Source organism: Streptomyces griseochromogenes, assembly GCF_001542625.1.
In the GTDB taxonomy this organism is placed as follows: domain Bacteria; phylum Actinomycetota; class Actinomycetes; order Streptomycetales; family Streptomycetaceae; genus Streptomyces; species Streptomyces griseochromogenes.
In genome coordinates, this window is sequence record NZ_CP016279.1 from 1,540,354 (window position 1) to 1,562,977 (window position 22,624).

Genomic DNA, 22,624 nt, shown 5'->3' on the forward strand with positions numbered 1-22,624 from the left:
GTTCCCGTACTCGGTCACGGGGCCTCCCGCCCGTCGTACTGGCGGCGGGCCGAGTCGCTCACCCGGATCAGCAGGGCCACGATCGCCCAGTTGGTGACGACCGAGGAGCCGCCCTGGGCGAGGAAGGGCATCGCCATGCCGGTCAGCGGGATCAGGCCGGTGACCCCGCCCGCGATCACGAACACCTGGAGCGCGAGGATCGAGGCGAGCCCGACGGCGAGGAGCCGGCCGAAGGGCTCGCGCAGGGCGAGGCCCGCGCGGTAGCCGCGCTCCACGAGCAGGGCGTAGAGCAGGAAGATCGCCGCGAGACCGGCCAGGCCCAGTTCCTCGCCCGCCGTCGCGAGGATGAAGTCCGACTTGGTGGCGAAGCCGATGAGGATGGAGTGGCCGAGCCCCAGCCCGGTGCCGAGGACACCGCCCGCCGCGAAGGCGAACAGCGACTGGGAGAGCTGGTTGGGGCCGAGACCGGCCTCGATCGTCGCGAAGGGGTGCAGCCAGTCCTGGATCCGGCCGCCCACGTGCGGCTCCAGGTGGCCGACGGCCACGGCGCCGAGCGTGGCGAGCACCAGTCCGACCGCGATCCAGCCGGTGCGGCCGGTGGCGACGTACAGCAGCACCACGAACAGCCCGAAGTACAGCAGCGAGGTGCCGAGGTCCCGCTCCAGGACCAGCACCCCGACGCTCAGCAGCCAGATCGTCACGATCGGGCCCAGCACCCGCCCGGTCGGGAACTGCATCCGCCACAGCCGGCGGCCCGTGTACGCCAGCGCGTTGCGGTTGGCGGCCAGATAGGCGGCGAAGAACACCGCGAGCAGCACCTTCGCGAACTCGCTCGGCTGGATGGAGAATCCGGCGATCCGGATCCAGATGCGGGCGCCGTTGACCGCCGGGAACAGGATCGGCAGCAGGAGCAGGACGAGGGCCGCGACCACACAGACGTAGGAGTAGCGCTGGAGCACCCGGTGGTCGCGCAGCAGCAGGACGACGATGATGAACAGGCCCACCCCGAGCGTGGACCACACCAGTTGGGTGGGGGCCGCCCGCTCGCCCGGCGTCTCCAGGTCCAGCCGGTAGATCAGCACCAGACCGAGGCCGTTGAGCAGCACGCCGATGGGCAGCGGGAGGGGGTCGCCGTACGGTGCCCGCAGCCGCACCGCGCCGTGCGCGAGCAGGGCGAGCACCCCGAGCCCGGCGCCGTAACCGGCGGCACCGGGCGGGACGGTGCCGGTCCGCGCCAGGCCCACCGCGCAGTAGCCGTACACGGACAGCAGGACGGCCAGCACGATCAGGGCGAGCTCGATGCCGCGGCGCCGGCGCAGGCGTACGGCGGGAGCGGACGCCTGCGCCGCCGTGACGGTTCCGGCCTTGGTCATGTCCGGAACCTACCCAAACAGGGCAGTCCAGCTGGGCAGGCGCCCCGGGCGCACGGAGCGCCTCGAGGGGCGCGGGGCCGTATCGATGTGCGGCTCCGCCGGGTGGGCGCGGCCGGCCGTACACGACCGGCACCGCACGGATCACCCGCGGCCCCGAGCTCTAGGCGCGCTCCTGCGTCAGGGGCAACGTCAGGGTCGCCACCGCCCCGCCGTCCGCCGCGTTGGAGAAGTACAACCGCGCCCCCAGAACCTCCGCCTGCCCCAGCGCGATGGTCAGCCCCAGCCCGTGCCCCCTGGACCCGCCCTCCGTGCGGAACCGCTGCGGCCCGTGAGCCACCAGATACTCCGGATACCCGCCCCCGTGATCCTGCACGGTCACCACGGGTCCGTTCACCGTCACCACCACCGGAGGGCTCCCGTGCTTGTGCGCGTTGGCCACCAGATTCCCCAGCACCCGCTCCAGGCGCCGCCGGTCCGTCTCCACCCGCACGTCCCGCACGATCCGCACCTCGGTGTCCGTGCCCGAGGCCCGCACCACCCGCTGGGCCAGCGCACCCAGCTCCTCGTTGTCCACGGCCGGCTTCTCCCGGCCGGTGTCCAGCCGGGAGATCTCCAGCAGGTCCTCGGTGAGTGTGCGCAGCGCCGCCACCCGGTCCCGCACCAGCTCGGTCGGCCGCCCCGGCGGCAGCAGCTCGGCCGCCGCGTGCAGCCCGGTCAACGGGGTGCGCAGCTCATGCGCCACGTCCGCGGTGAACCGCTGTTCGCTCAGCAGCTTGCTCTGCAGCGTCGAGGCCATGGTGTCCAGCGCGGCCGCCACCGAGGCCACCTCGTCCTGGGGGCGGGTCCGGTCCTTGGTCCGGGGGTCGTCCACCCGGGCGTCCAGATCGCCCGCGCTGATCCGCCGGGCCACCTGCGCGGTGCCGCGCAGCCGGCGTGTCACCCGGGTCACCGCGAACGCGCCGACCAGCACCGTCGCCCCGATCGCCAGCCCCGCCGACCAGAGGATCGAGTGGTCGAGACCGGCGATCGTGCCGGACTGCTGCGAGTAGTCGACCTCCACCGCGAGCGCCCGGCGGTCCTCGGCCGGGCCCGCCGCCCACATGGTCGGGCGGCCCTGGTGCGAGGAGACCATCGTGCCGCGCTTCCCGGCCACCGCGAGCGCCCGCAGCGGCGTGGGCAGTCCCTCGGGGTCCACCCCGGCGCCCTGCTGCAGCGCGTCCCCGGCCTCGTACGCCGCGGTGGCGTCCTGCAGCCGGGACAGCGCCAGGTCACGGGCCTGGCCGACGGTCTGGTTGGTCACCGACACATGTACCAGGACGCCGAGCAGCGCGGCCAGGGCGCAGCACATCACCGTGATGAACGTGGCGGCCTTCACCGCGAGCGTCCCGGTCCACCGGGGCACCGTGAACCTCATGGCGTGCTCGCGGAGGGCGTCGTGGAGGGCGACGGCGTCGTGGACGGCGACGGGGACGGTGTGTGACCGCGCGGGCCCTTGCCGGTGCGCAGGAACTCGTCGCGGGAGAAGACCATGGCGCGCTGGTCCGGGTCCCAGGTCCAGGTGGTGCGGTACTCGTAGCCGACGATCCCGGCCGGAGAGCGCTCGATCAGGGCCCGGCCGGCCAGCTCCACCCCGATGATCGCGTCGTTGTCGGCCAGCACCTGGACCAGCTTGTGCTTCTCGACCGTGTAGACCCGCACGGCCGTCTGGTTGGTCGGGTAGAGCCGGAAGCCGAGCGTCATGTCGTCCCGGCCGTCCCCGGTCAGGTCACGGTAGTACGCCTTCAGCAGCGGGCACCGCGCCCGGTTCCCGCCCGGACCGCACTCCTTCATCCGGTCCACGGTCGCGTGGTACGCCCCCTTCGAGCCGTAGTCGTCCGGATGCGCGGCGATCTCGGCCTCCACCACGTCCACCGGATCGACCTTCCGGATGTCGTCGCCGGGCACGGTCACGCCCTTGACGGTCTCCCTGGTCGCCACGTCGTAGGGATAGGCCGGGCTGGACGCCGGCCTCAGGTCCGGCCAGAGCTTCGCGGGGCTGATCGCGGTCGGGGTCGACCCGGCCCCCTCCAGGCCGCCCGCGTCCCCGCAGGCCGCGGCCGTCGCCCAGAGCAGGGCGACGGCGGCCGCGACGAGGGCGGTGCGCACGGGGCGACGGGCTGACACGGTGCTCCTGGGGCTTCGGGGACGTTCGCGGCCCCGTACACCTTATTCGTAGGGAAGTCCTTTTTGCGCATCAAGGAGGTGCTGGAGCAGAGGCTACTCGGCCAGTTCCTCGAGCAGACGGGCGGTGGCCAGTCCCGCGCGCAGATAGTCGACGAACAGCTCGTTGTGCAGCGCCCAGGGGGAGCGCCTGGCCCGGATCAGGGCGATCGCCTCCTCGGGGGTGCGGCCCCGCCGGACCAGGGCGTGCGCCACCACCAGACCCGAACGGTTGTACCCGTGGTAGCAGCGCACCAGGACGGAGCGGCCGCAGTCCAGCGCCTCGTTCGCCGCCCGTGCCAGCCGCATGACCCCGGCGAGCTGCGTCCCGTCCAGCGGGCCGTCCGGAATCGGCCAGACATGGTGCTCGGCCCTCGGGCCGGGCCCGTACCCGGGCAGCCGCAGCAGCGTCTGGACCACATCGAACTCATCTCGTACGAGGGCGAACTCCAGCCGTCCCGAACGGCCCCGGAACTTGTGCCCGCCCATCCACAGGCCGGGCTCGATCTCGCTCCACGGGCGGTCCGGAGCCGGTACACGGTGCTGCTGTTCGTGGGTCCGCAACGCTGCCTCCCCAACTCCCCCTGTACAGGGCCACCCTCCAAAGTAACGGGGTTCTTGCCCCATGAGCACCCCTCCTGTTCCCATGGTCGAGGGGTGATGGCGCATGAGCGGACTGCGCGTGGTGCCGACCTTTCGGCACGGCCGGGAACGGCTGTACGTCTGCGGCCCGGACGGAGGCAATCTCGCCTGGTACGACCGTGAGACCTGCCGGGTCAACCTGATCGGCGAGGACCGCCGGGAGGACGTGCTCGAGGCCCTGAAGCCGTTCCTGACCGGCCCGGTGACCGTGGGGCCGCCACCGGTGCCCACCCCCGCCGAACTGGCCCGGCTGACCCTGCACCCGGACGACGACCTCGCGCCCAACCGGCCCGGCGAGGCGCTGATCGTCGCCCTGGACCGCGACCCGGGCCCCGCGCACCGGCTCCGCCCCGACCCGCGCCGGCGCGCCCTGAGCGCCGAGCAGACCGTCGGCGAGGCGCTGGACGGGCTGGAGGGGGCGGGCTGGCACACCCTGCACTCCGTCCCCCTCTCCGGCGGGGACCGCGTCCACCATCTGCTCATCGGGCCCGGCGGCCTCTTCGCCGTCCACGCGCTGTACGCCCGCAAACAGCGGGTCCTGGTGGCCGACCCGATGGTCACCGTGGGCCGCCGCGAGGCCGAGCCGCTGCTGCGCCGCGTGCGCGCCGCCGCCGACCGCGCCTCCTACGCCCTGACCGCCGAGGTCCACCCGGTCCTGGCGCTGGCGGGCCCGGCCGATCTGAGGATCACGGCCGCCCCCCGCGGCGTACGCGTCCTCCAGGACCCGGAGCTGCCGTCTCTCGCCCGGCCGGGCGGCGTACTGAAGCCGGCGGACGTGGAGGCGCTGCACGCGATGGCGAGGGACCGGAACACATGGGGGAGGGTGTAGGAGCTCAGGGGAGCGGCGCCGTCCGTCCGGGATCCAGCAGTCCCGCCAGCAGGTCTCCATGGTCCTGGACCCGGGGCGCGATGTCCTCGGCCAGGAACTCCAGCTGCCCCGGAGCCCGGCAGTCCCCGACCTCCTCCCACGTCACCGGGGTCGAGACCAGGGGGACCCGGCGGGCGCGCAGCGTGTAGGGCGCCGCGGTCGTCTTGCGCCCGGCGTTCTGGCTCCAGTCGACAAACACCTTCCCCGGCCTCAGACTCCTCGTCATCCGGTGCACCACCAGCCGCGGCATCGCCCGCTCGGCCTCGACCGCGAGCGCCTTCGCGTACTCGCTCGTCCGCTCGGACGAACTCCCGCGCACGGCCGCCAGCAGATGCAGCCCCTTCGACCCGGCCGTCTTCGCGTACGCCTCGATCCCGTCCGCCGCGAGCCGCTCACGCAGCCACAGGGCGACCTCGCAGCAGTGGACGATCGTCGCGGGCGCCCCGGGATCGAGGTCGAAGACCAGCCGGTCGGCCTCGTCCGGCGACCCGACGAGCCACTGGTGGGTGTGGAACTCGGTCACCAGATTGGCCGCCCAGACCAGACTCGGCAGGTCCTGCACGACCACCATCCGGGCCGGCCCCTCGGACCGCGCGACCTCGGCCGTCGTCACCCACTCGGGCGTGCCCGGCGGCACGTTCTTGGTGAAGAACACCTGTCCGTCCGGCCCGTCCGGATAGCGCAGGAAGGACACGGCGCGGTCCCGCAGATGCGGCAGCAGCACCCCGGCGGTGGTCGCGTAGTAGTGCAGCAGCTCCCCCTTGGTGAAGCCGCTCTCCGGATACAGCACCTTCTCCAGGTTGCTGAGCGCGACCCGCTGCCCCTCCACCTCTGTGATAGGCGTCATAGGATGACAATCTCAGACATTCGCCGATGTAACACCAGAAATTGACCAAGTAATGCCGGAAACCGGAAGGAAGGCCGCTGCACGTGCGATCCATTTGGAACGGCGCCATCTCCTTCGGTCTCGTCAGCATCCCGATCAAGCTGGTGAACGCCACCGAGAGCCACTCGATCTCCTTCCGCCAGATCCACACCGAGGACAACGGCCGCATCCGCTACCGCAAGGTGTGCGAACTGGAGGACCGTGAGGTGAGCCAGGCGGAGATCGGCAAGGGGTACGAGGACGCGGACGGCACGATCATCCCGATCACCGACGAGGACCTCGCCCACCTCCCGATCCCGACCGCCCGCACGATCGAGATCGTCGCCTTCGTGCCGGCCGACCGGATCGACCCGCTCCAGATGGACGCGGCCTACTACCTCGCCGCGACCGGAGCCCCCGCAGCCAAGCCGTACACCCTGCTGCGCGAGGCCCTCAAGCGCAGCAACAAGGTCGCCATCGCCAAATACGCGCTGCGCGGCCGGGAACGCCTCGGCATGCTGCGTGTGGTCGGCGACGCGATCGCCATGCACGGCCTGCTGTGGCCGGACGAGGTACGCGCACCCGAAGGCGTGGCGCCGGACGTGGACGTCACCGTCCGCGACAAGGAACTGGATCTCGCGGACGCCCTGATGGACACCCTCGGCGAGGTCGACCTGGACGATCTGCACGACGAGTACCGCGAGGCGCTGGGGGAGGTCATCGCCGCGAAGGCGGCCGGTGAGGCCCCGCCCGAGCTGCCCGAGCCCGCCGCCGGGGGCAAGGTGCTCGATCTGATGGCGGCCCTGGAGAGCAGCGTGCGCGCGGCCCGGGAGTCCCGCGGCGCGGAACCGGGCAAGGAGGCCGAGGTCAGGACCCTGGCCCGGAGCCGTACCACCCCCAAGGAGACGGGCGGGAAGAAGACGACGTCCGCGGCGGCGAAGAAGGCCGCCGCCAAGAAGACCGCGACCCCCAGGAAGTCGACGGCCGCCAAGCAGACCCTGCATCGGACGACGGCCAAGACGACGGCCAAGACGACGGCCAAGACGACGGCCAAGACGACGGCCAAGACGACGGCGAAGACGGCCGGCAAGACGGCGGCGGCCGCGAAGACGACGGCGAAGGCGACGGCGAAGAAGGCGGGGGAGAAGAAGACGGCCGCGAAGAAGACGGCGGCGCGCAAGCGCTCGGCGTGAGCGGGGGGTGCGTCACGAGCCCGGAATTCCCGCCACTGAAGTGCGGTGATTCGGGCACGATGAGGGGGTGACATACGTGGTGACCGTGGCCATGGCCCCTCCCAAGGGCACACCGGAACTCGACGTGCTGCAGCGGGAGGGCGTGATCTTCCTGCTGCGGAAGGGGTTCGACTCGCTGGAGGCGATCGAGGGACCCGACGGGATGGAGATCGAGTTGATGGACGACGTCATCGCCGCCCATCCCGGAGGAGTCCTGCTGAAACTCTTCGTGGACGCACCGGCACTGGAATTCGCGGAGGGCGCCGCCCGCGAGGTGGTGGCCGAACTCCTGGAACGAACCGAACCGCTCACCGACTGGCAGATCACCCGCTGCGCGGTCGAACTCAACTCCGAACTGCTCCAGGAGAGCCTGGACGCGGCCGACGGCCCCGACGCCCCGCCCTCCGACCCGGCGGAGCGCGCACGGCGCCATGCGGCGGCGCCCCCCGCGGCGCCCGGTGGCCCGGACGCGGCCGAGGCGCAGGCCATGCGCGCCACCCTCCGCGCGCTGGCCCCGAGCCTGCGGGCCTTCCCCCTGGACGCCTTCGGCCACTCCTCGGTCCCCGAGCAGCAGGCCGTCGGCCGGGAGGCGGCGGAAGTCGCGGCCGGTGCCGTCATCTATGCCATCGACCTGCTGATCGACGAACTCTTCACGGACCTGGCCGCACTGGAGGAGGAGGGTCCGACGGTCGCGGACAGCGACACCGCCTTCATGATCCTGGACGATCTGCCGCCGCAGTTCGCCGTCGAGTACACCGTCCTGTTCGTCCGCCGCCTGGTGGTCACCGCGGTGTCCCTGACGGGCCGCCTCACCCAGCCGCAGTTCGGCCAGGTGAACTGTGTGGCCGAGGAACTGCTGCTGGGGCTCCTGCTCACGCAGGCCGAGGTGACCGCCGACATGTACGGCCTGCTCACCGACGAGGTCACCGTCGCCCTGGAAACCTTCGCGGACGGCGTGCACGAGAACACGGCCCTCGACGACCTGGATGTCGTACCCACACGGGCGGGGGACTGGTTCACCCCCCTCGACGACGAACGATCCGTCCATCCGTACGCCGCGAACGAGGAGGAGGAGTCGCTCCAGGGACTCGCGGAGTAGCGCGCACGGCAAGAAGAGCGGGCCGGCGCGCGCTGTCGGGCCGACCCGACCCGACCATGCCGTCCACCGCCCGTACGGTGACCGTCCGCGCGTCGGCAGGCGCGAGGAGGAGGGCGAGTTCGCGGTCCCGGCCCGTGAAGTCGCCTGTTTCGACGGGCAGTTCATGGCGCACCCGGCCGGCCGCGGCACGGGAGTGCCGCGGCCCCGGACGGCCTGATCCCGAACCGGGCCGAGCAGAGCGAATCGAAGCTGTGGATGCGCGTCCGTGGACAACTCGCGGATCATCGGCCCGCGGGGAGCCCAGAGGAATTCCGCCCACCGGCGGCGACCGCCACAGGGCCTGCGCCCGTCGCGTACGGCGGCCCCACATGCTCGCTGTTTCGGGCATGCGGGGGACATGCCTGGACAGAGCCGTGCCTTTCGATTTTCCCGATCGTTACGGTGGGCATGCGAAAGATCATCATCACCGCCGCGGCCGCCCTGGCCACCATGGCCATGGCCGCGCCCGCCCACGCCGACAACGTCTCCAACATCGCAGGTGCCGTCACCACGGCCAACAACTGGGAGTTCAACCCGGGCTCCGTCTGCCTCGAAAACGCCGTCACGGTGCCCGTGGTGCCCGTCCTGAGCGCCCTCGCCCACTACCCCAACGCCTGCTGAAACGGCAGCGCCCTCCCCAGCTCCCTCCCGTACGCCATGGGCCGCATCCGCTCGGCTCCGCCCGGGGCGATGGCGTACGGGACGGGAGCATCCGCGCGCGCTGCTACGTCGGCCCGGCGCGCCCGCGAGGCACGGCAGGGCGCCGCATCAGATCCGACTCGGCCCACGGATCGCCGCCCTTCGGGCCGTGACCACACAGCACTGCGACCAGGCAGCCGCGGCCGTTCGAATGCGCGCAGCCGGTGCCCGACGCGGCACCGGCGGGACGCGACCCGGTCTCGCGGGCCCAACCGGCGCCCACTCTCACTGATCTGACGCCGCACCACCCGCCGTGCGGAGATCCGCACCGATGGCGCGCCGCGCGCGATGGCCGGGAACCCGGGTGCGGGGGACGGATGCCGGGCCCACCGTTTTCCGGACCGTCGAATGGTGAGCCCCGGCGCACCGCCGGACGACTGTCAGTCGGGGAGTACTTCCCGCCCCTTCCCGGTGGCCTCCGCGGCAACGGTGCGCGGCCTCGACGACGCCTCGGCCTTCGTGAGCATGGGCGGCTCGGCCGACGTGGACGCCCCTTCCTGCGCCGCCTCTTCACGTCCGGCGCGGGTCTCGGCCTTGAGGATGCGCAGCGATCTCCCCAATGAGCGCGCCGTGTCCGGCAGCCGCTTCGCTCCGAACAGAACCATGACGACCAGAGCGATGATGATGATTTCGAGCAGACGGTTTTCCAGCATCACGACCTTCTTCGGCTGGGCGGACGAATCGTTCTCGCGACGCGACGGCATGTTCACCGTCACATGTGCCGGGGTTCTACCCGGTTGACCGGCGACCGCTGGGTGCGGTTCACCTGTTGGATGCAGGGCAGGTCAGGTGCACTCTTTCGGCGGATCAAGACAACGCCAAGTTGCCCCGAGGCTATTAGCCGCAATACATAAAGCGCTGGAGGGGAAACAATCGTGCCGTTCTTGGTCCCAGGCGCCGGAACGTCGGCAGCAACCTGCGGCGGGCTGCGTTCTCGTGTCGCCCGGACGATGCAACAGGACCTGCGGCAGGTTGATTTCGGAGTACGCCGGTTCAGGCTCCGCTCGGGCCCCGCCCGAAATCGTCTCGAGGATTCCGGAAGAGCTTTTCTCGAGGGATTCAACCACTCGGTGGATGCCCGGAATACGGATGCGCTCGGCGCGGCACTCGACGGTGTCGCCGAAGAACTCAGGGGGTTCGCCTTCGAAGGCGCGGGCATGGGCTGCGCGCTGCTCGATCTGCTGACCCTGTCCCGGGGACGCAGGCTGCGCGAACTCCTCGAAGGAGCCGGTGCCGACTATCCGCATCTCATCCATGTGGGTGCCGGCTGGGCCTTCGGCAAACTGCGCCTGCGCCCCTGGCACGCACTGCGCGCGGGCGATCCCCTGCTGCACTGGCTCGCCTGGGACGGATTCGGCTTCCACCAGGGGTTCTTCGACTCGGATCGCGTCGTGGCGGGGCAGCGGTGGGAGCGGGGCCTCGATGCGCGGCAGCGTGCCGTGCGGGACCAGGGGCTCGGGCGGTGCCTGTGGTTCCACGAATGCGCGGAGCCCGAGGCGCTGGGCCTCAGGGTGGCCGAGTTCCCGCCGTGGCGGCGGGCGGACCTGTGGAGCGGGATCGGCCTCGCGGCGGCGTACGCGGGGGGTGCGGACCAGGACGAACTGCGCGCGCTGGCCGAGGCCGCGGAAGGCCACCGGGCCCACCTCGCCCAGGGCGCGGCCTTCGCCTGCGCGGCCCGGCTGCGCGCCCCTACGCCCCTGCCCGAGCACTGTGGCAGTGCGGCCCTGGCCCTCACGGGGGTGCCGCCCGAGACCGCGGCCGACTGGACCGACACCGCACTCGCGGACCTGGGTCCCGGCCCTCACACGGAACAGCACTACGAGCGGTGGCGGGCCGGGATCAGGCGGCTGTGGGCGGCCCACCACGGCTGCGACTCGACCGGTGACCCCGCGCGGCAGCCCGCCGAGGGCTCCTGGACCACCGAGGCCGCCGAGGTCGCCGAGGCCGCGCCCCGCTCCCGGAGGAGCCGATGAACTCCCTCGCCCGTCATCTGAGGGCGCACGCCGCCAAGGCCGCGGCGCTGTGCTGCTGTCTCACGGCCTTCTCCCTGGCCCAGCCGGACGCGGTGTCCGCGGACGGCCGGTCGCGGGCGGCCGCGCCCTTCCACTTCACCGCACACCCGCTGAACGCACCGGACCGGCCGGGCGAGCGCCGGGTGCGCCCGGTGGCGCCGGCCTACGCCCACATCCGGTCGTGGATCTCCTCGGTCGGGGCCGGCGCCGGGCTGTTCGCCGCGGACGGCGGGACGGTCTCGCACGACGTGTGCCTGGTCGACCCGCGCACGGACTCCGTCACCGTCCGGCCGGCACCCGGCACCGGGAATCGCTACCGTCCCTTCGCCCTTGAGGCGAAGAGCCTGTCCATGCCGTCGTACGCGGCCCCGATGGGCTGTATGCCGGCCGACCTGAACCAGGACGGCCGGCAGGACGTGGTGGTCTACTACTGGGGCCGCTCGCCCGTGCTCTTCCTGCGCCGGCCCGGTGCCGCACCCTCCCGGGCCGCCTTCGTGGCGCGGGAACTGGTGCCCGGCCACCCGGTGTGGAGCACCAACGCCATGACCCTGGGCGACTACGACGGTGACGGTCACCCGGACCTGGTGGTGGGAAACTACTTCCCCGACGGCGCACGGGTCCTCGATCCCACCGCCCGGCAGTCCTCGCTGCAGATGCCGTCCTCGCTGTCCGCCGCGCACAACGGCGGCAGACTGCGCTTCTTCCGGTTCGCCCAGGGACGCTCCGGCGGCAAGCCCCAAGCCCGCTTCACCGAGGTCCCTGGCGCCTTCGGTGCTGAGCCGCCGCACGACTGGACCCTGGCCCTCGGCACCCAGGACCTGGACGGCGACGGGCGGCCCGATCTCTACCAGGCCAACGACTTCGCCCCCGACCGGCTGCTGGTCAACGAGTCCCGCCCCGGTGCCCCGAAGTTCCGCCTCGCCACGGGATCGCGCCACTTCACCACCCCCAAGTCCAAGGTGGTGGGCAAGGACTCGTTCAAGGGCATGGGGGTCGCCTTCGCCGATCTGGACCGAAGCGGAGCACCGTCGATCCTGGTCGGCAACATCACCGAGCCGTACGCGCTCCAGGAGAGCAACTTCGTCTACCGGCCCACCGCTTCGGGCAAGCGGCTGGGGCGGCTGCTGCACCGCGGCGAGGCCCCGTACGACGACCACAGCGAAGACATGGGTCTCGCCCGCTCCGGCTGGACCTGGGACCTGGTCGCCGCCGACTTCGACAACTCCGGCTATCCGCAGGTGATGCACGCCACCGGGTTCGTCGCGGGCCGCACCGACCGCTGGGCCCAGTTGCAGGAGGCCGCCATGTCCAACGACCTGATTCTGCGGCACCCCGAGCTGTGGCCCGACGTGAAGCCCGGGGACGACCTGTCCGGCCATGACCCCAACACCTTCTTCGCCCGCACCCCGCAGGGCCGCTATGTGAACGTCGCCGCGGAGGCCGGCGTCGCCTCCACCGCCGTCACCCGGGGCTTCGCCGTCGGCGACGTCGACGGCGACGGGCGGCTCGACTTCGTCGCCGCCAACCAGTGGGGACAGTCGGTGTTCTACGCCAACCGCTCCGAGGCCGCGCCGTTCCTCGGCCTGCGCCTCAGGCTGCCGGCGGGCAGGGCCGGCGCGAGCACGCCGGCCATCGGTGCCGTCGCCCGGCTGCGGCTGCCCGACGGACGGGTCACACAGCAGCAGGTGTACCCCGCCAACGGGCACGGCGGCGTCGCCGCTCCCGATCTGCTCTTCGGGCTGGGCGGACAGAAGACCGCGGGCCCGCTCCGCGTGGACGTCTCCTGGCGGGACTCCGGCGGAACACCGCACCGGCGCACCGCCACCCTCCGGCCGGGCTGGCACGACCTGAAGCTCAGCGCCGACGGAACCATCGCGGAGGTCCCCGCATGACAACAGATCACACCTGCGCCGTCGACTCCGGCACACCCTGCGGCGCCTGCCGCCGCAGCAAGGCGCTGCGCCGCTTCGCGATGTCCATCACGGCCGCGACGGTGCTCGGCCACACCGTGCTCGGCTTCGAACAGGCCTATGCCACACCGCTGTTGTCCGTCGTGGCAGCGGTCTGCACCGAACTGCTGCTGGAGACGGTCGAGGCCTGGAGCAGGCGGCGCACGCCCCGCTACCGGCGGCCCGTCGGCGAGGCGGTCGACTTCCTGCTGCCCGCATACATCGGCGGCCTGGCCTGCGCCATGCTGCTGTACGCCAACAGCCGGCTGTGGCCGACGCTGCTGGCCGCGGTGGTCGGCGTCTGCAGCAAGTACCTGATCCGGGTGAGGGTGAAGGGCACGGCCCGGCACGTGCTCAACCCCAGCAACTTCGGCATCGTCACGGTGCTGCTCCTGTTCCCCTGGGTGGGCATCGCGCCGCCGTACGAGTTCAGCGAATGGCTGGGCGGCTGGGCCGACGCGATCCCGCCGCTGGTGGTGCTGGTCCTGGGCACCCTGCTCAACGGCAAGCTGACCGGCAAGCTGCCGCTGATCCTCGGCTGGGCGGGCGGCTTCGCGGTGCAGGCCCTGATGCGCGGCGAACTCACCGGTGTCGCCACCCTCAGCGCCCTGCTGCCGATGACCGGTCCGGCCTTCGTGCTGTTCACCAACTACATGATCACCGACCCCGGAACGTCACCCTGGCGGCGGCGCAACCAGGTCGTCTTCGGCGCGACCATCGCGGCGGCGTACGGGGTGCTCGTCCAGCTGCACATCGTCTTCGGCCTGTTCTTCGCCCTCGTCATCGCCTGCGTGCTGCGGGCGGTGCTGCTGGCCGTCCTGTCCGGGCGGGGCCGGGGCAGTGTCCCGGTCCAGCGGCGGGAAGCCGGACGGACCGGGGCCCGGCCGGTTCCCGCCGGGGCCGCCTCCGGCGCCGCGGGCTCTGCCGCCGAGGCCCCCTGAGGAGAGCGCAGTTGTCCGTGAACGAGACGCACGACACGGCCCCCCACGACGGCATCGCCGTCGTGGGGATGGCCTGCCGCTACCCCGATGCCGACGATCCCGCGCAGCTGTGGGACCTCGTCCTGCGCAAGCGGCGCGCGTTCCGGCGGCTGCCCGCGGAACGCCTCGCCGTCGAGGACTACGCCGACCCGACACGCCGCGACCCGGACAGCATCTACGGGACCAGGGCCGCCCTGCTGGAGGGCTGGCACTTCGACCGGAGCGCCTTCCGCGTTCCCGGCGCCGTGCACCGCGCCACGGACCCCGCCCACTGGCTCGCGCTGGAGACCGCGGCGCGCGCGCTCGAGGACGCGGGGGTCCCCGGCGGCGCAGGCCTCGACCGGGACCGGGTCGCGGTGGTCATGGGCAACACCCTCACCGGAGAGGTCACCCGCGCCCGCACCATGCGGCTGCGCTGGCCGTACGTGCGGGCCGTGCTCGACGCCGTCCTGGCGGAGGAGGGACTCACCGGGACACAGCGCGAGAAGGTGCTCGCCCGCACCGCCGAGCGCTACCTGGAGCCGTTCCCCGCACCCGACGACGAGTTCCTGGCCGGAGGCCTCGCCAACACCATCGCGGGCCGGATCTGCAACCAGTTCGACTTCCACGGCGGCGGATTCACCGTGGACGGCGCCTGCGCCTCCTCGCTGCTCGCCGTGACCACGGCCTGCGGGCGGCTGCGTGAGGGCAGCGCCGACCTGGTGCTGGCCGGAGGCGTGGACATCAGCCTCGACCCGTTCGAACTCGTCGGGTTCGCGCGGCTCGGCGCGCTGGCCGAGGACCGGATGCGGATCTACGACAAGGAGGCCACCGGCTTCCTGCCCGGCGAGGGATGCGGGGTCGTCGCCCTGATGCGCGGCCGGGACGCGGCCGCCGCCGGGATCCCCGTCTACGCGGAGATCCGCGGCTGGGGGATCTCCTCGGACGGCGCGGGCGGCATCACCCGCCCCGACCGGCGGGGCCAGCTCCTGGCGCTGCGCCGGGCCTACGCGCACGCGGGTGTCGACCCGGCCGCCACCGGGCTGGTCGAGGGCCACGGAACCGGTACGGCGGTGGGCGACGCGATCGAGTTGCAGGCGCTGTGCGCCCTGCGCGCCGGGTCCGCGCGGCCGGCGGCGCTCGGATCGGTCAAGGCCAACATCGGCCACACCAAGGCCGCGGCCGGACTGGCCGGGCTGATCAAGGCGTGCCTGAGCGTGCACGGCGGTGTGCTGCCGCCGACCACGGGATGCGACAGCCCACGGGACGAACTCGCCGGCGAGGACGCGGTGCTGCGGATCCTCGCCGACGCGGCCGAGTGGCCGCCCGGGCCGCGCGTCGCCGGGGTGAGCGCCTTCGGGTTCGGCGGCATCAACACCCACGTGGTGCTGGGCGAGCCCCGGCACCCGGGGCCGCGGGTCACCGCGCTCCCGGCCCTGCCCCGCGCCCGCCGGGCCGACCCGGAACAGGAGCTGATCCTGCTCAGCTCGGACAGCCCCGAGGAACTGTCGGACCGGCTGCGACGTCTGTCACGGCTGGCCCCGCGGCTGTGCGACGCCGAACTCCACGACCTCGCCTGCGCATGGGGCCGCGAACCCCACCCCGGATCGGTCCGCGCCGCCCTGATCGCCGCTTCCCCCGAGCAGCTCGCCCGGCGCGCCGAGGCCGCCGCGGACGCCCTCGCCGAGACCGCGCCGGGCACGCTGGCCCGGCGCCCCGGCGTATGGGCCGCAAACGCCTGCCCGGGCCGGGTCACCCTGCTGTTCCCGGGCCAGGGGGCCCCGCTGCCCGCCGGCCCGGGGGCGATCGGCGCCGACCTGGCCGAGGACGGGGCGAGCGGGTTCCCGGGCGCCTCCGGCCCCCGCCCGGTCACCGGCACCGCCGCCGCCCAGGCGGTCGTCCACCGGGCCTCGCTGACGGGCCTGCGCTGGCTCGAAAGACTGGGTGTACGGGCCGAGGCGGCGCTGGGGCACAGCCTGGGCGAGTACGCCGCGCTCGTCTGGGCGGGCTGTCTGGGCGTGCGGGAGAGCCTGGATCTGGTGGACCGGCGCGGCCGGACGATGGCCGAACTCTGCGCTCCCGGTACCGGGATGCTGGCGCTGACCGCCGACGTCGCCGTGGTCGAGGAGCTGTGCCGGGGCACCTCGCTGACGGTGGCCGCGTACAACGGGCCGCTGGCCCAGGTGGTCGCCGGGCCCGCGGGCGCACTGGCCGCGCTGGCCCGGCGCGCGGCCGAGCGCGGGATCGACGCGCGGCCGCTGCCCGTGGCGCACGCCTTCCACTCGCCCGCCGTCGCCGCCGCGGCCGAGGAGTTCGCCCCCCTGGTCCGCGCCACCGCGTTCGCGGCGCCCCGTGGCACGCTGCTCTCCGGCGTGAGCGGTGGCGTCTGCCGCACCGGGGGAAGGGAGCTGCGGGAACTGCTGTGTGCGCAGATGACGGCACCGGTGCGGTTCTGGGAGGCGGTCCGAACGGCCGCCGACCGGACGGACCTGTTCTGTGAGGCGGGCCCGGGCCGCGCCCTCGCGGCGCTCGCCGCTCCCAGCGGTGTGCCCACGGTGTCCCTGGACGTCGGGGCGCCCGGGCCGGGACCCCGTGCCCAGACGGCGGCCGCGCTCTTCGCCTGCGGTGCGCTCGCCTCGGCCGAGGCGCTGTTCGAGGGCCGCGAGAGCCGCCCCGTGGACCCGTGGCGGGAGCGGGTGTTCATCGGCAACCCCTGCGCCCGGCCAGCGTCCGGGACCGGCACCGCACCGGCCGGCCCTGCCGCACCGGCCACATCGGCCGGATCTGCCGGCCCTGCCGGGCGGGCGGTGTCCGCCGAGCGGGCCGTACGCGCCGAACGGGCCGTACCCGCACAGCTGTCCGCACCGGCCGAGCCGTTCGCCCTCGTACCCGCCGAGCGGAGCGCACCGGCCGGGCCCGCCGGACGGGCCGAGGCCGTCGGGGCGGTCGTACCCGCCGAACGGCCCGCGCGTGCCGAGCCGTTCGCCTCCGTCGTGCCCGACGAGCCCGTCGTCCGCCCCGCCGGGGAGGACATCGCCGACATCGTCGTGCGCCTGGCCGCCCGGGCCACGGAGTTCGACCCGGAGGCACTCACACCGGACCAGCGTCTGCTCAGCGACCTGCACCTGTCGTCGCTCAAGGTCACCCAGATGGTCGCCGAGGCCGCCCGCGCGGCGGGCCGTGAGCCCCCGGCCGCACCGCTGACCCTGGCGGACGCGTCGCTCGCCGAGATCATCGAGGTGGTGCGCGCGCTCCCCGGAGCCGGCAGCGGCGACGAGCCGGAGGCGATCGTGACCGGGATCGCGCCCTGGATCCGCTGCTTCGCCGAGCAACTGCGCCCCGTGGCGCCGCCGGCCCCGGACCCCGCCGACCGCCCGGGCCGGATCACCGTCGCGGCACCGCCGGGAGCGGCGCCCGGCGCCGACGCCCTCAGGCCGCCGCCAGGCGAGCCGACGGGCCGGGCCGAACTGCTCTACGTCCCCGACGCGGAGGCGCCCGAAGGGCTCGCCGGGATCCTCGGCGCGGCCCGCGCCGCCCTCGCCGGTGACGGCCGGCTCGTCCTGGTCACGCACGGTTCGGGCCTGTCCGGCTTCGCGGGCAGTCTGCACCAGGAACACCCGGAGCTCGGCATCACCGTGCTCCGGGTCCCGCCGACCGAGGCCGGCCTGGCGGCGGCCGCCGCCGTCGCGGGCGCCGAGCCCGGAGTGCTGCGGGAGCTGGTGGTGCGCGAGGACGGCACCTGCGCCGAGCCGGTCGCCGTGCCGCTGCCCGAACCGGCCGCCGCCGAACCGGTACTCGGCCCGGGGGACGTACTGCTGGTCAGCGGCGGCGGCAAGGGGCTGGGCTTCGAGGCCGCGGCCGCCTTCGCCCGGACGACGGGTGTCCCGCTCGCCCTGCTCGGCCGCGCCGATCCGGCCCGGGACACGGTGCTGCGGCGGAACCTGGAACGGCTCGCCGAACTCGGCACCACGGTCCGCTATCAGCGGGCGGACGTCACCGACCCGCACGCCACCGCGCACGCGGTCGCCGAGGTGGAGCGCGAACTGGGCCCGGTCACCGCCGTGCTGCACGCCTCCGGGATCAACCGGCCGCGGCGCTTCGACGACCTCACCGAGGCCGACGTACGGGCCCACCTGGCACCGAAGACCTCGGGTCTGGCCCATCTGCTGGCCGCGGTGGACCGCGGCCGGCTGCGCCTGCTGATCGGATTCGGCTCGGTGATCGGCCGCTACGGACTGGCGGGCGAGTGCCACTACGCGCTCGCCAACGGGCGGCTGCGCCAGATGCTCCAGGACGAGGCCCGCCACCTGCCCGGATGCCGCACCCTGGTGCTCGACTGGTCGGTGTGGGCCTCGGTGGGCATGGGTGAACGGCTCGGTGTGCTGGACCAGTTGGCCCGAAAGGACGTCACACCGATCCCCGTGGAGCGGGGCCTGGACCTGCTGCTGCGGCTGGCCGCCGCTCCGGGCCTGCCCACGGCGGTGACCGTGCACGGACGCATGGGACTGCCTCCGCGCCCCCTGCCCGCCGACGCGTGCGGCCCCGCGGCCCGGTTCCTGACGCGTCCGCGCATCCACTACCCGGGCGTGGAACTCGTCGTGGACAACGTGCTGACCGAGGCCACCGACCCGTATCTGCGCGACCACCGCGTCGACGGGCTGCCGGTGCTGCCCGCCGTCGTCGGCCTGGAGGCGATGGCCCAGGCCGCGTCCGTCCTGGCGGGCCGGCCGCTGCGCCGCTGCCGCGAGGTGACGTTCGATCAGCCCGTCACCCCGGCGGCCGGGGCCCCGCGCGTCCTGCGGCTGTGCGCGCTCGCCGAGGACGGTGCCGTCACCGTGGCCCTGCGCAGCGACGAGACGGCGTTCGGGGCGGACCACTTCCGCGCCGTGTTCCCGCTGCCGGACGGCGCGGAACCGGCCGACGCGCCGTCCCTGTCGCCGGTGACCGGCGACGACCCCGAGGTCCTGGCCGCGGACCTCTACGGGCCGCTCTACTTCCACACCGGCCGCTTCCGGCGGGTCGAGCGGCTGGGCGGCCTGCGGGCCCGGCAGGTCAGGGCCCGGCTCGGCACCGCCGTCGAGGCGGGCTGGTTCGCCCGGGGACTGGCACAGGGCCTGCTCCTCGGCAGCCCCGGACGCAACGACGCGACCATCCACGCGCTGCAGGCCTGTGTCCCGGGCCGGCGGCTGCTGCCCGTGGGCTGCGAGGAGTTCCAGGCCGCCGGACAGGTCCCGGCCGGTGCGGACGGTGACGTCACCGTGCATGCCCGGGAACTCTGGTGCGGGGGCGGCGCGTACGAATGGGACGTCGAGGCCGTGGACACCGACGGGCGGGTCCTGGTCCGCTGGCACCGGCTGCGGCTGCTGGACGTGGGCCGGCTGCCGCGCCGGGAGCGCTGGATCCGGCCGCTGCTCGCGGTGCACCTGGAACGCGGCGCGCTGGCGCTCGGCCTGGACCCCGCCCTGACGCTCGGCATCGAGTCGGGCGCACCGCGGGAACGCACCGTCCCTCCGGTGCGGCCGCCGCACGGGACCTCGCGCAGCCACTGCGGTCCGCTGACCCTGACCGCCACGGCCCCGGGCGGTGTCGCCGTGGACTGGCAGCGGATCGCCCCCGCCGAGGCCGACGGGGTGCGCTCGGCGCTCGGCCCCCCGTACGAGGGCCTGTGGACGCAGCTGCGCCTCGCGCTGGACGAACCGGACCACGCCATCGCGGCACGGCTGTGGGCGGTGGCCGAGTGCGGCGGCAAGGCTGGGTACGGCCCCACCGCGCCGGTGACCGTGGACGGGGTCTTCGAGGACGGCTGGGTCCGCTTCCGCAGCGGGCGTTCGCTCGTCGCGACCACGGTGGTCCCGGACCGGCTGGCGCCCGAGGGCGTGCCGGAACCGGAGCCGGGCACCGGCGACGGGCCGGGCCCGGTGATCGCCGTGGCCGTGATGACAGGAGCGGGAGGCACACATGTGGCAGCGCGACACGTACAACCACCGGCATCTGGTGATGCTGGAGGAGACGAACCTCGTCGGGAACGTGTACTTCAGTAACTACTTCCTGTGGCAGGGGCATTGCCGCGAGCGCTTCCTGGCCGAGCGGGCGCCGGGAGTGCTCAGGGCCCTGAGCGAGGACTTCGCCATGGTCACCGTCTCCAGCCGCTGCGACTTCCTCGCCGAGCTGTACGCCGCCGAGGAGGTGGAGGTGCGGATGTCGCTCGGCGCACGCGAGTCGAACAAGGTCACCATGCGCTTCGACTACTACCGGCTGCGGGACGGGACGGCTCAGCTGGTGGCCCGGGGAGAGCAGACCATCGCCTGTATGCGGCGCGGCGCCGAGGGCATGGAGCCGATCGACGTGCCCGAGGAACTCGCCGAGGCGCTGCGCCCCTACGAGCGGGAACCCGCGCTGGCGGTGGCGCGGAGTGTCTGAACCGGACATCCGCCCCGGCCGCGACGGATCCGCGGCCTCGCCGCTGCCGGCCCGCACCGCCGTGGTGGGGTGCGGACGCATGGGGTCCGCTCTGGTGCACGCCGCGCTCCGGCAGGGCCTTCAGGTGCTGGCCGGTGTGCGCGAGCACCGTCGCAGACGGCCCGGTGTGCCGCCGGAGGTGGTCCAGCTGGCGCCCGGGGAAGCCGCGGCGGCGGCCGAGCTGGTGGTGCTCGCGGTGCCGCCGGGCGAGCCGCTGCGGCAGGTGGCCGAGCAGCTGGAGGCGGTGCTGGCCGGCAAGGTGGTGCTGGAGCTGTCCAACCCCGCGATGACCCGGCGCGACATGCCCGCACAGCGCGGGCCCTGGGGGCCGAGCGAAGCGGAGCTGCTGGCCCGGCGGCTTCCCCGAACGCGCGTGGCGAAGGCGCTGAACACGGTCTCGGCCAAAGCCCTCGGGCGACTTGGGTCCGTGCCCTGCGGGGAGTGGCGCCGGCCGAGCGTACCCGTCGCCGCGGACGATCCGTCGGCGCAGCGGCTGGTCTGCGCCTGGGTGGAGGCGCTGGGCCTGGAGGCGGTGCCGGCCGGACCCCTCGCGCATGCCCGCTCGCTGGAGCACCTGGCCCAGCTGCTGTGCCACATCGACGCGCAGTCGGGGCGCACGGGGCTGGTGGGCTGCCGGATCCTGCGCCCCTGAACGTCGCGGACCGTCCTCGGACAGCCCCTTGATCCACCGACCGCCGACAGCCTGAAGGAGGGCACCCATGTCCGAAACGCTTGACTCCGACCGCGGGGACGCAGACGTGCGGACCGTCATCCCCCTGCTGATGCCCGCTCCGCACGGCCCGCTCGCGGGCGTCGAGATCCGCCGCCCGGGTCCGTCCGGCCCCCACTGGAACGGCAGCAGAGCGGCGCTGGTCTCCGGAGCGGGGGGCGCCAAGGAGGACTTCCTGCCGCTGATGCACCGTCTGGCCGAGGAGGGACACCGGCTCTTCGCCGTCGACCTGTGCGGCCAGAACGAGACCCCCGGCCCCGACGACCCCGCCGCGTACGGCATCGACGCGCTCGCCACCGACCTGGCCGTCGCGATGACGGCGGCGTGCGCCCGCAAGCCCGTGCACCTCGTCGGCCACGGTGCCGGCGCCCTGGTGGCGGCCACCGCCGTGCTCCAGGCCCGCTCCCGGGAGAGGTTCGCGCCGTCGACGTACCGCAGCCTCACCCTTGTCGCCCCCTGCTGGGACGGGCTCCTGACGGCCGATGACGCGGTGTCCGCCGACTGGGAGCGGCGGATGGCGCGGCAGCACCGCGGCGGCCTCCTCGCCGGCGAGCGCCGTGCCGTGATCCGGCAACGGCTGGCCCGCAGCCACCCGATGAACCTGGAGCACCTGGCCTCGGCCATCGCCGGACCGGAGCTCGCCGCCGGGCTGCGCGCCGCCGGCATCCGGATGCTGGTGGTGGGCGGGGCGGAGGACCCGCTGGTCCCGGTGGACCGCACCGGGGAACTGGCTCGGCACCTCGGCGCGCGCCACGGTGTCGTCCCCGGGGCCGGACATCTGCCGCACCAGGACAACCCCGGTGCCCTCGCCGGCGTTCTGACGGCGTTCTGGGCGGAGGACGGCGCGTGACGCGTGCAACGTGTGCGCGGCTCAACGAGTGAATCCCCGGTCGCATAGCGCCCGTTTGAGATGATATGTGGTGTAAATGTCGTTATGACAGGTGTTCGCCGGATCCAGCGACCTCGCTGTACCTCTTGGAGTGATGGTGTTCAACCTGAGCCCGTTCACCCTGGTCGCTCTCGCACTGATCGCGCTGTTCGTCTACGGCCCCGACAGGCTTCCCAAGGCCGTCGGGGAAGCGGCGCGTGGCCTGCGCAGGCTGCGCACGGTGCTGCGCGGCGCCACCGACGGGGTCCGGCGGGAGCTGGGTCCCGAGTACCAGGATCTGCGCCTGCGCGACCTCAACCCGCGGGCGTTCGTCACGAAGCACCTGCTGGAGGACGGCGAGCCCTGGGACCCGCCGGAGCCGCGGTGGCAGCCGGGTCCGAAGCCCGAGGGCTGGCCGGAGCACGTGCCGTTCCCCTCGGCCGCCGAGATGGGCATGGACGAGGGGGCGGACCCGTTCAGAGCCCCCATTCCGCACGACCGGACCTCGCCGCCGGCACGGGACACATCGGCGGACGCGGCGCCCGCTGAGCAGGCGTCGCGGACGTCCGCCGACCATACGTCCGCGCCTGAGCGCGGCGCGGGCGTACGGATGCACGACCGCTGATCTCGT

18 protein-coding genes are annotated in these 22,624 nt (G+C 73.6%); 12 read left to right on the forward strand and 6 right to left on the reverse strand.

From position 1 onward, the window contains the following. Positions 1-14: 14 nt before the first annotated feature. The 4 genes from AVL59_RS07230 to AVL59_RS07245 all read right to left on the reverse strand — a co-directional run bounded on the left by AVL59_RS07230 (position 15) and on the right by AVL59_RS07245 (position 4,061). A complete protein-coding gene (locus AVL59_RS07230; protein ID WP_067300511.1) occupies positions 15-1,373 on the reverse strand; it encodes an FtsW/RodA/SpoVE family cell cycle protein in 1,359 nt (452 codons plus the stop codon). Between the two features lie 160 nt (positions 1,374-1,533). Further along, a complete protein-coding gene (locus AVL59_RS07235) occupies positions 1,534-2,787 on the reverse strand; it encodes a sensor histidine kinase (RefSeq protein WP_067300513.1) in 1,254 nt (417 codons plus the stop codon). Further along, positions 2,784-3,536 (reverse strand): hypothetical protein, encoded by a 753-nt coding sequence (locus tag AVL59_RS07240; protein ID WP_067300516.1) that lies wholly within the window; start codon positions 3,534-3,536, stop codon positions 2,784-2,786. Before AVL59_RS07240 ends, AVL59_RS07235 begins: the two co-directional genes overlap by 4 nt. A 93-nt stretch (positions 3,537-3,629) precedes the next feature. Beyond that, on the reverse strand, positions 3,630-4,061 hold the full coding sequence (locus AVL59_RS07245; RefSeq protein ID WP_372450403.1) for a protein-tyrosine phosphatase family protein: 432 nt from the start codon (positions 4,059-4,061) through the stop codon (positions 3,630-3,632). Positions 4,062-4,239: 178 nt separating this feature from the next. Between AVL59_RS07245 and AVL59_RS07250 the strand changes: the two genes are divergently transcribed. Then, positions 4,240-5,043: a nuclease-related domain-containing protein gene (locus AVL59_RS07250; protein ID WP_067300520.1), complete on the forward strand. Its 804-nt coding sequence runs from the start codon at positions 4,240-4,242 to the stop codon at positions 5,041-5,043. Between the two features lie 4 nt (positions 5,044-5,047). On the opposite strand, the gene ligD is transcribed toward AVL59_RS07250, so the two are convergent. Beyond that, the gene (ligD, locus tag AVL59_RS07255; RefSeq protein WP_067300523.1) at positions 5,048-5,929 is read right to left on the reverse strand and encodes a non-homologous end-joining DNA ligase; all 882 of its coding nucleotides are present in this window, start codon (positions 5,927-5,929) and stop codon (positions 5,048-5,050) included. An 83-nt stretch (positions 5,930-6,012) separates the two neighbouring features. On the opposite strand from ligD, the gene ku reads away from it, so the two are divergent. The 3 genes from ku (at position 6,013) to AVL59_RS07270 (ending at position 8,938) form a co-directional block, all read left to right on the forward strand. After that, complete coding sequence (gene ku / locus AVL59_RS07260; RefSeq protein WP_067300525.1) at positions 6,013-7,140, forward strand: non-homologous end joining protein Ku; 1,128 nt, start codon at positions 6,013-6,015, stop codon at positions 7,138-7,140. Positions 7,141-7,207: 67 nt separating this feature from the next. Beyond that, positions 7,208-8,278, forward strand: coding sequence for a hypothetical protein (locus tag AVL59_RS07265; RefSeq protein WP_079146562.1), 1,071 nt, complete (start codon positions 7,208-7,210; stop codon positions 8,276-8,278). A 447-nt stretch (positions 8,279-8,725) separates the two neighbouring features. Continuing rightward, a complete protein-coding gene (locus AVL59_RS07270; protein WP_067300528.1) occupies positions 8,726-8,938 on the forward strand; it encodes a hypothetical protein in 213 nt (70 codons plus the stop codon). A 458-nt stretch (positions 8,939-9,396) separates the two neighbouring features. Here the strand turns inward: AVL59_RS07270 and tatA are convergent, their stop codons facing one another. Further along, a complete protein-coding gene (tatA, locus tag AVL59_RS07275; RefSeq protein ID WP_067300531.1) occupies positions 9,397-9,732 on the reverse strand; it encodes a Sec-independent protein translocase subunit TatA in 336 nt (111 codons plus the stop codon). 234 nt (positions 9,733-9,966) lie between these two features. On the opposite strand from tatA, the gene AVL59_RS07280 reads away from it, so the two are divergent. From AVL59_RS07280 to AVL59_RS07315, 8 genes are all read left to right on the forward strand, one after another. Next, positions 9,967-10,989 carry a DUF1702 family protein gene (locus tag AVL59_RS07280; protein WP_079146563.1) on the forward strand — a complete coding sequence of 341 codons (1,023 nt, stop codon included), beginning with the start codon at positions 9,967-9,969 and terminating at the stop codon, positions 10,987-10,989. Then, positions 10,986-12,920, forward strand: coding sequence for an FG-GAP repeat domain-containing protein (locus AVL59_RS07285; RefSeq protein WP_067300535.1), 1,935 nt, complete (start codon positions 10,986-10,988; stop codon positions 12,918-12,920). Before AVL59_RS07280 ends, AVL59_RS07285 begins: the two co-directional genes overlap by 4 nt. Beyond that, positions 12,917-13,918: an enediyne biosynthesis protein UnbU gene (locus tag AVL59_RS07290; protein WP_067300538.1), complete on the forward strand. Its 1,002-nt coding sequence runs from the start codon at positions 12,917-12,919 to the stop codon at positions 13,916-13,918. The genes AVL59_RS07285 and AVL59_RS07290 overlap by 4 nt, the downstream gene beginning before the upstream one ends. Before the next feature lie 17 nt (positions 13,919-13,935). Then, a complete protein-coding gene (locus AVL59_RS07295; protein ID WP_159399871.1) occupies positions 13,936-19,977 on the forward strand; it encodes a type I polyketide synthase in 6,042 nt (2,013 codons plus the stop codon). Continuing rightward, positions 19,895-20,356: an acyl-CoA thioesterase gene (locus tag AVL59_RS07300; protein ID WP_067316995.1), complete on the forward strand. Its 462-nt coding sequence runs from the start codon at positions 19,895-19,897 to the stop codon at positions 20,354-20,356. Before AVL59_RS07295 ends, AVL59_RS07300 begins: the two co-directional genes overlap by 83 nt. Next, positions 20,349-21,047 (forward strand): NADPH-dependent F420 reductase, encoded by a 699-nt coding sequence (locus AVL59_RS07305; RefSeq protein WP_067300543.1) that lies wholly within the window; start codon positions 20,349-20,351, stop codon positions 21,045-21,047. The genes AVL59_RS07300 and AVL59_RS07305 overlap by 8 nt, the downstream gene beginning before the upstream one ends. A 67-nt stretch (positions 21,048-21,114) precedes the next feature. Continuing rightward, on the forward strand, positions 21,115-21,975 hold the full coding sequence (locus tag AVL59_RS07310) for an alpha/beta fold hydrolase (RefSeq protein WP_067300546.1): 861 nt from the start codon (positions 21,115-21,117) through the stop codon (positions 21,973-21,975). Positions 21,976-22,108: 133 nt separating this feature from the next. Further along, positions 22,109-22,618, forward strand: coding sequence for a twin-arginine translocase TatA/TatE family subunit (locus AVL59_RS07315; protein ID WP_067300548.1), 510 nt, complete (start codon positions 22,109-22,111; stop codon positions 22,616-22,618). Positions 22,619-22,624: the final 6 nt, after the last annotated feature.

Coding starts and splice junctions, on each gene's coding strand:
- ligD (WP_067300523.1), bottom strand. CDS start 5,929: ATGACGCCTATCACAGAGGTGGAGGGGCAGCGGGTCGCGCTCAGCAAC.
- AVL59_RS07250 (WP_067300520.1), top strand. CDS start 4,240: ATGAGCGGACTGCGCGTGGTGCCGACCTTTCGGCACGGCCGGGAACGG.
- AVL59_RS07235 (WP_067300513.1), bottom strand. CDS start 2,787: ATGAGGTTCACGGTGCCCCGGTGGACCGGGACGCTCGCGGTGAAGGCC.
- AVL59_RS07230 (WP_067300511.1), bottom strand. CDS start 1,373: ATGACCAAGGCCGGAACCGTCACGGCGGCGCAGGCGTCCGCTCCCGCC.
- AVL59_RS07270 (WP_067300528.1), top strand. CDS start 8,726: ATGCGAAAGATCATCATCACCGCCGCGGCCGCCCTGGCCACCATGGCC.
- AVL59_RS07310 (WP_067300546.1), top strand. CDS start 21,115: ATGTCCGAAACGCTTGACTCCGACCGCGGGGACGCAGACGTGCGGACC.
- AVL59_RS07290 (WP_067300538.1), top strand. CDS start 12,917: ATGACAACAGATCACACCTGCGCCGTCGACTCCGGCACACCCTGCGGC.
- AVL59_RS07300 (WP_067316995.1), top strand. CDS start 19,895: ATGTGGCAGCGCGACACGTACAACCACCGGCATCTGGTGATGCTGGAG.
- AVL59_RS07315 (WP_067300548.1), top strand. CDS start 22,109: ATGGTGTTCAACCTGAGCCCGTTCACCCTGGTCGCTCTCGCACTGATC.
- AVL59_RS07245 (WP_372450403.1), bottom strand. CDS start 4,061: ATGGGCGGGCACAAGTTCCGGGGCCGTTCGGGACGGCTGGAGTTCGCC.
- AVL59_RS07280 (WP_079146563.1), top strand. CDS start 9,967: ATGCAACAGGACCTGCGGCAGGTTGATTTCGGAGTACGCCGGTTCAGG.
- AVL59_RS07285 (WP_067300535.1), top strand. CDS start 10,986: ATGAACTCCCTCGCCCGTCATCTGAGGGCGCACGCCGCCAAGGCCGCG.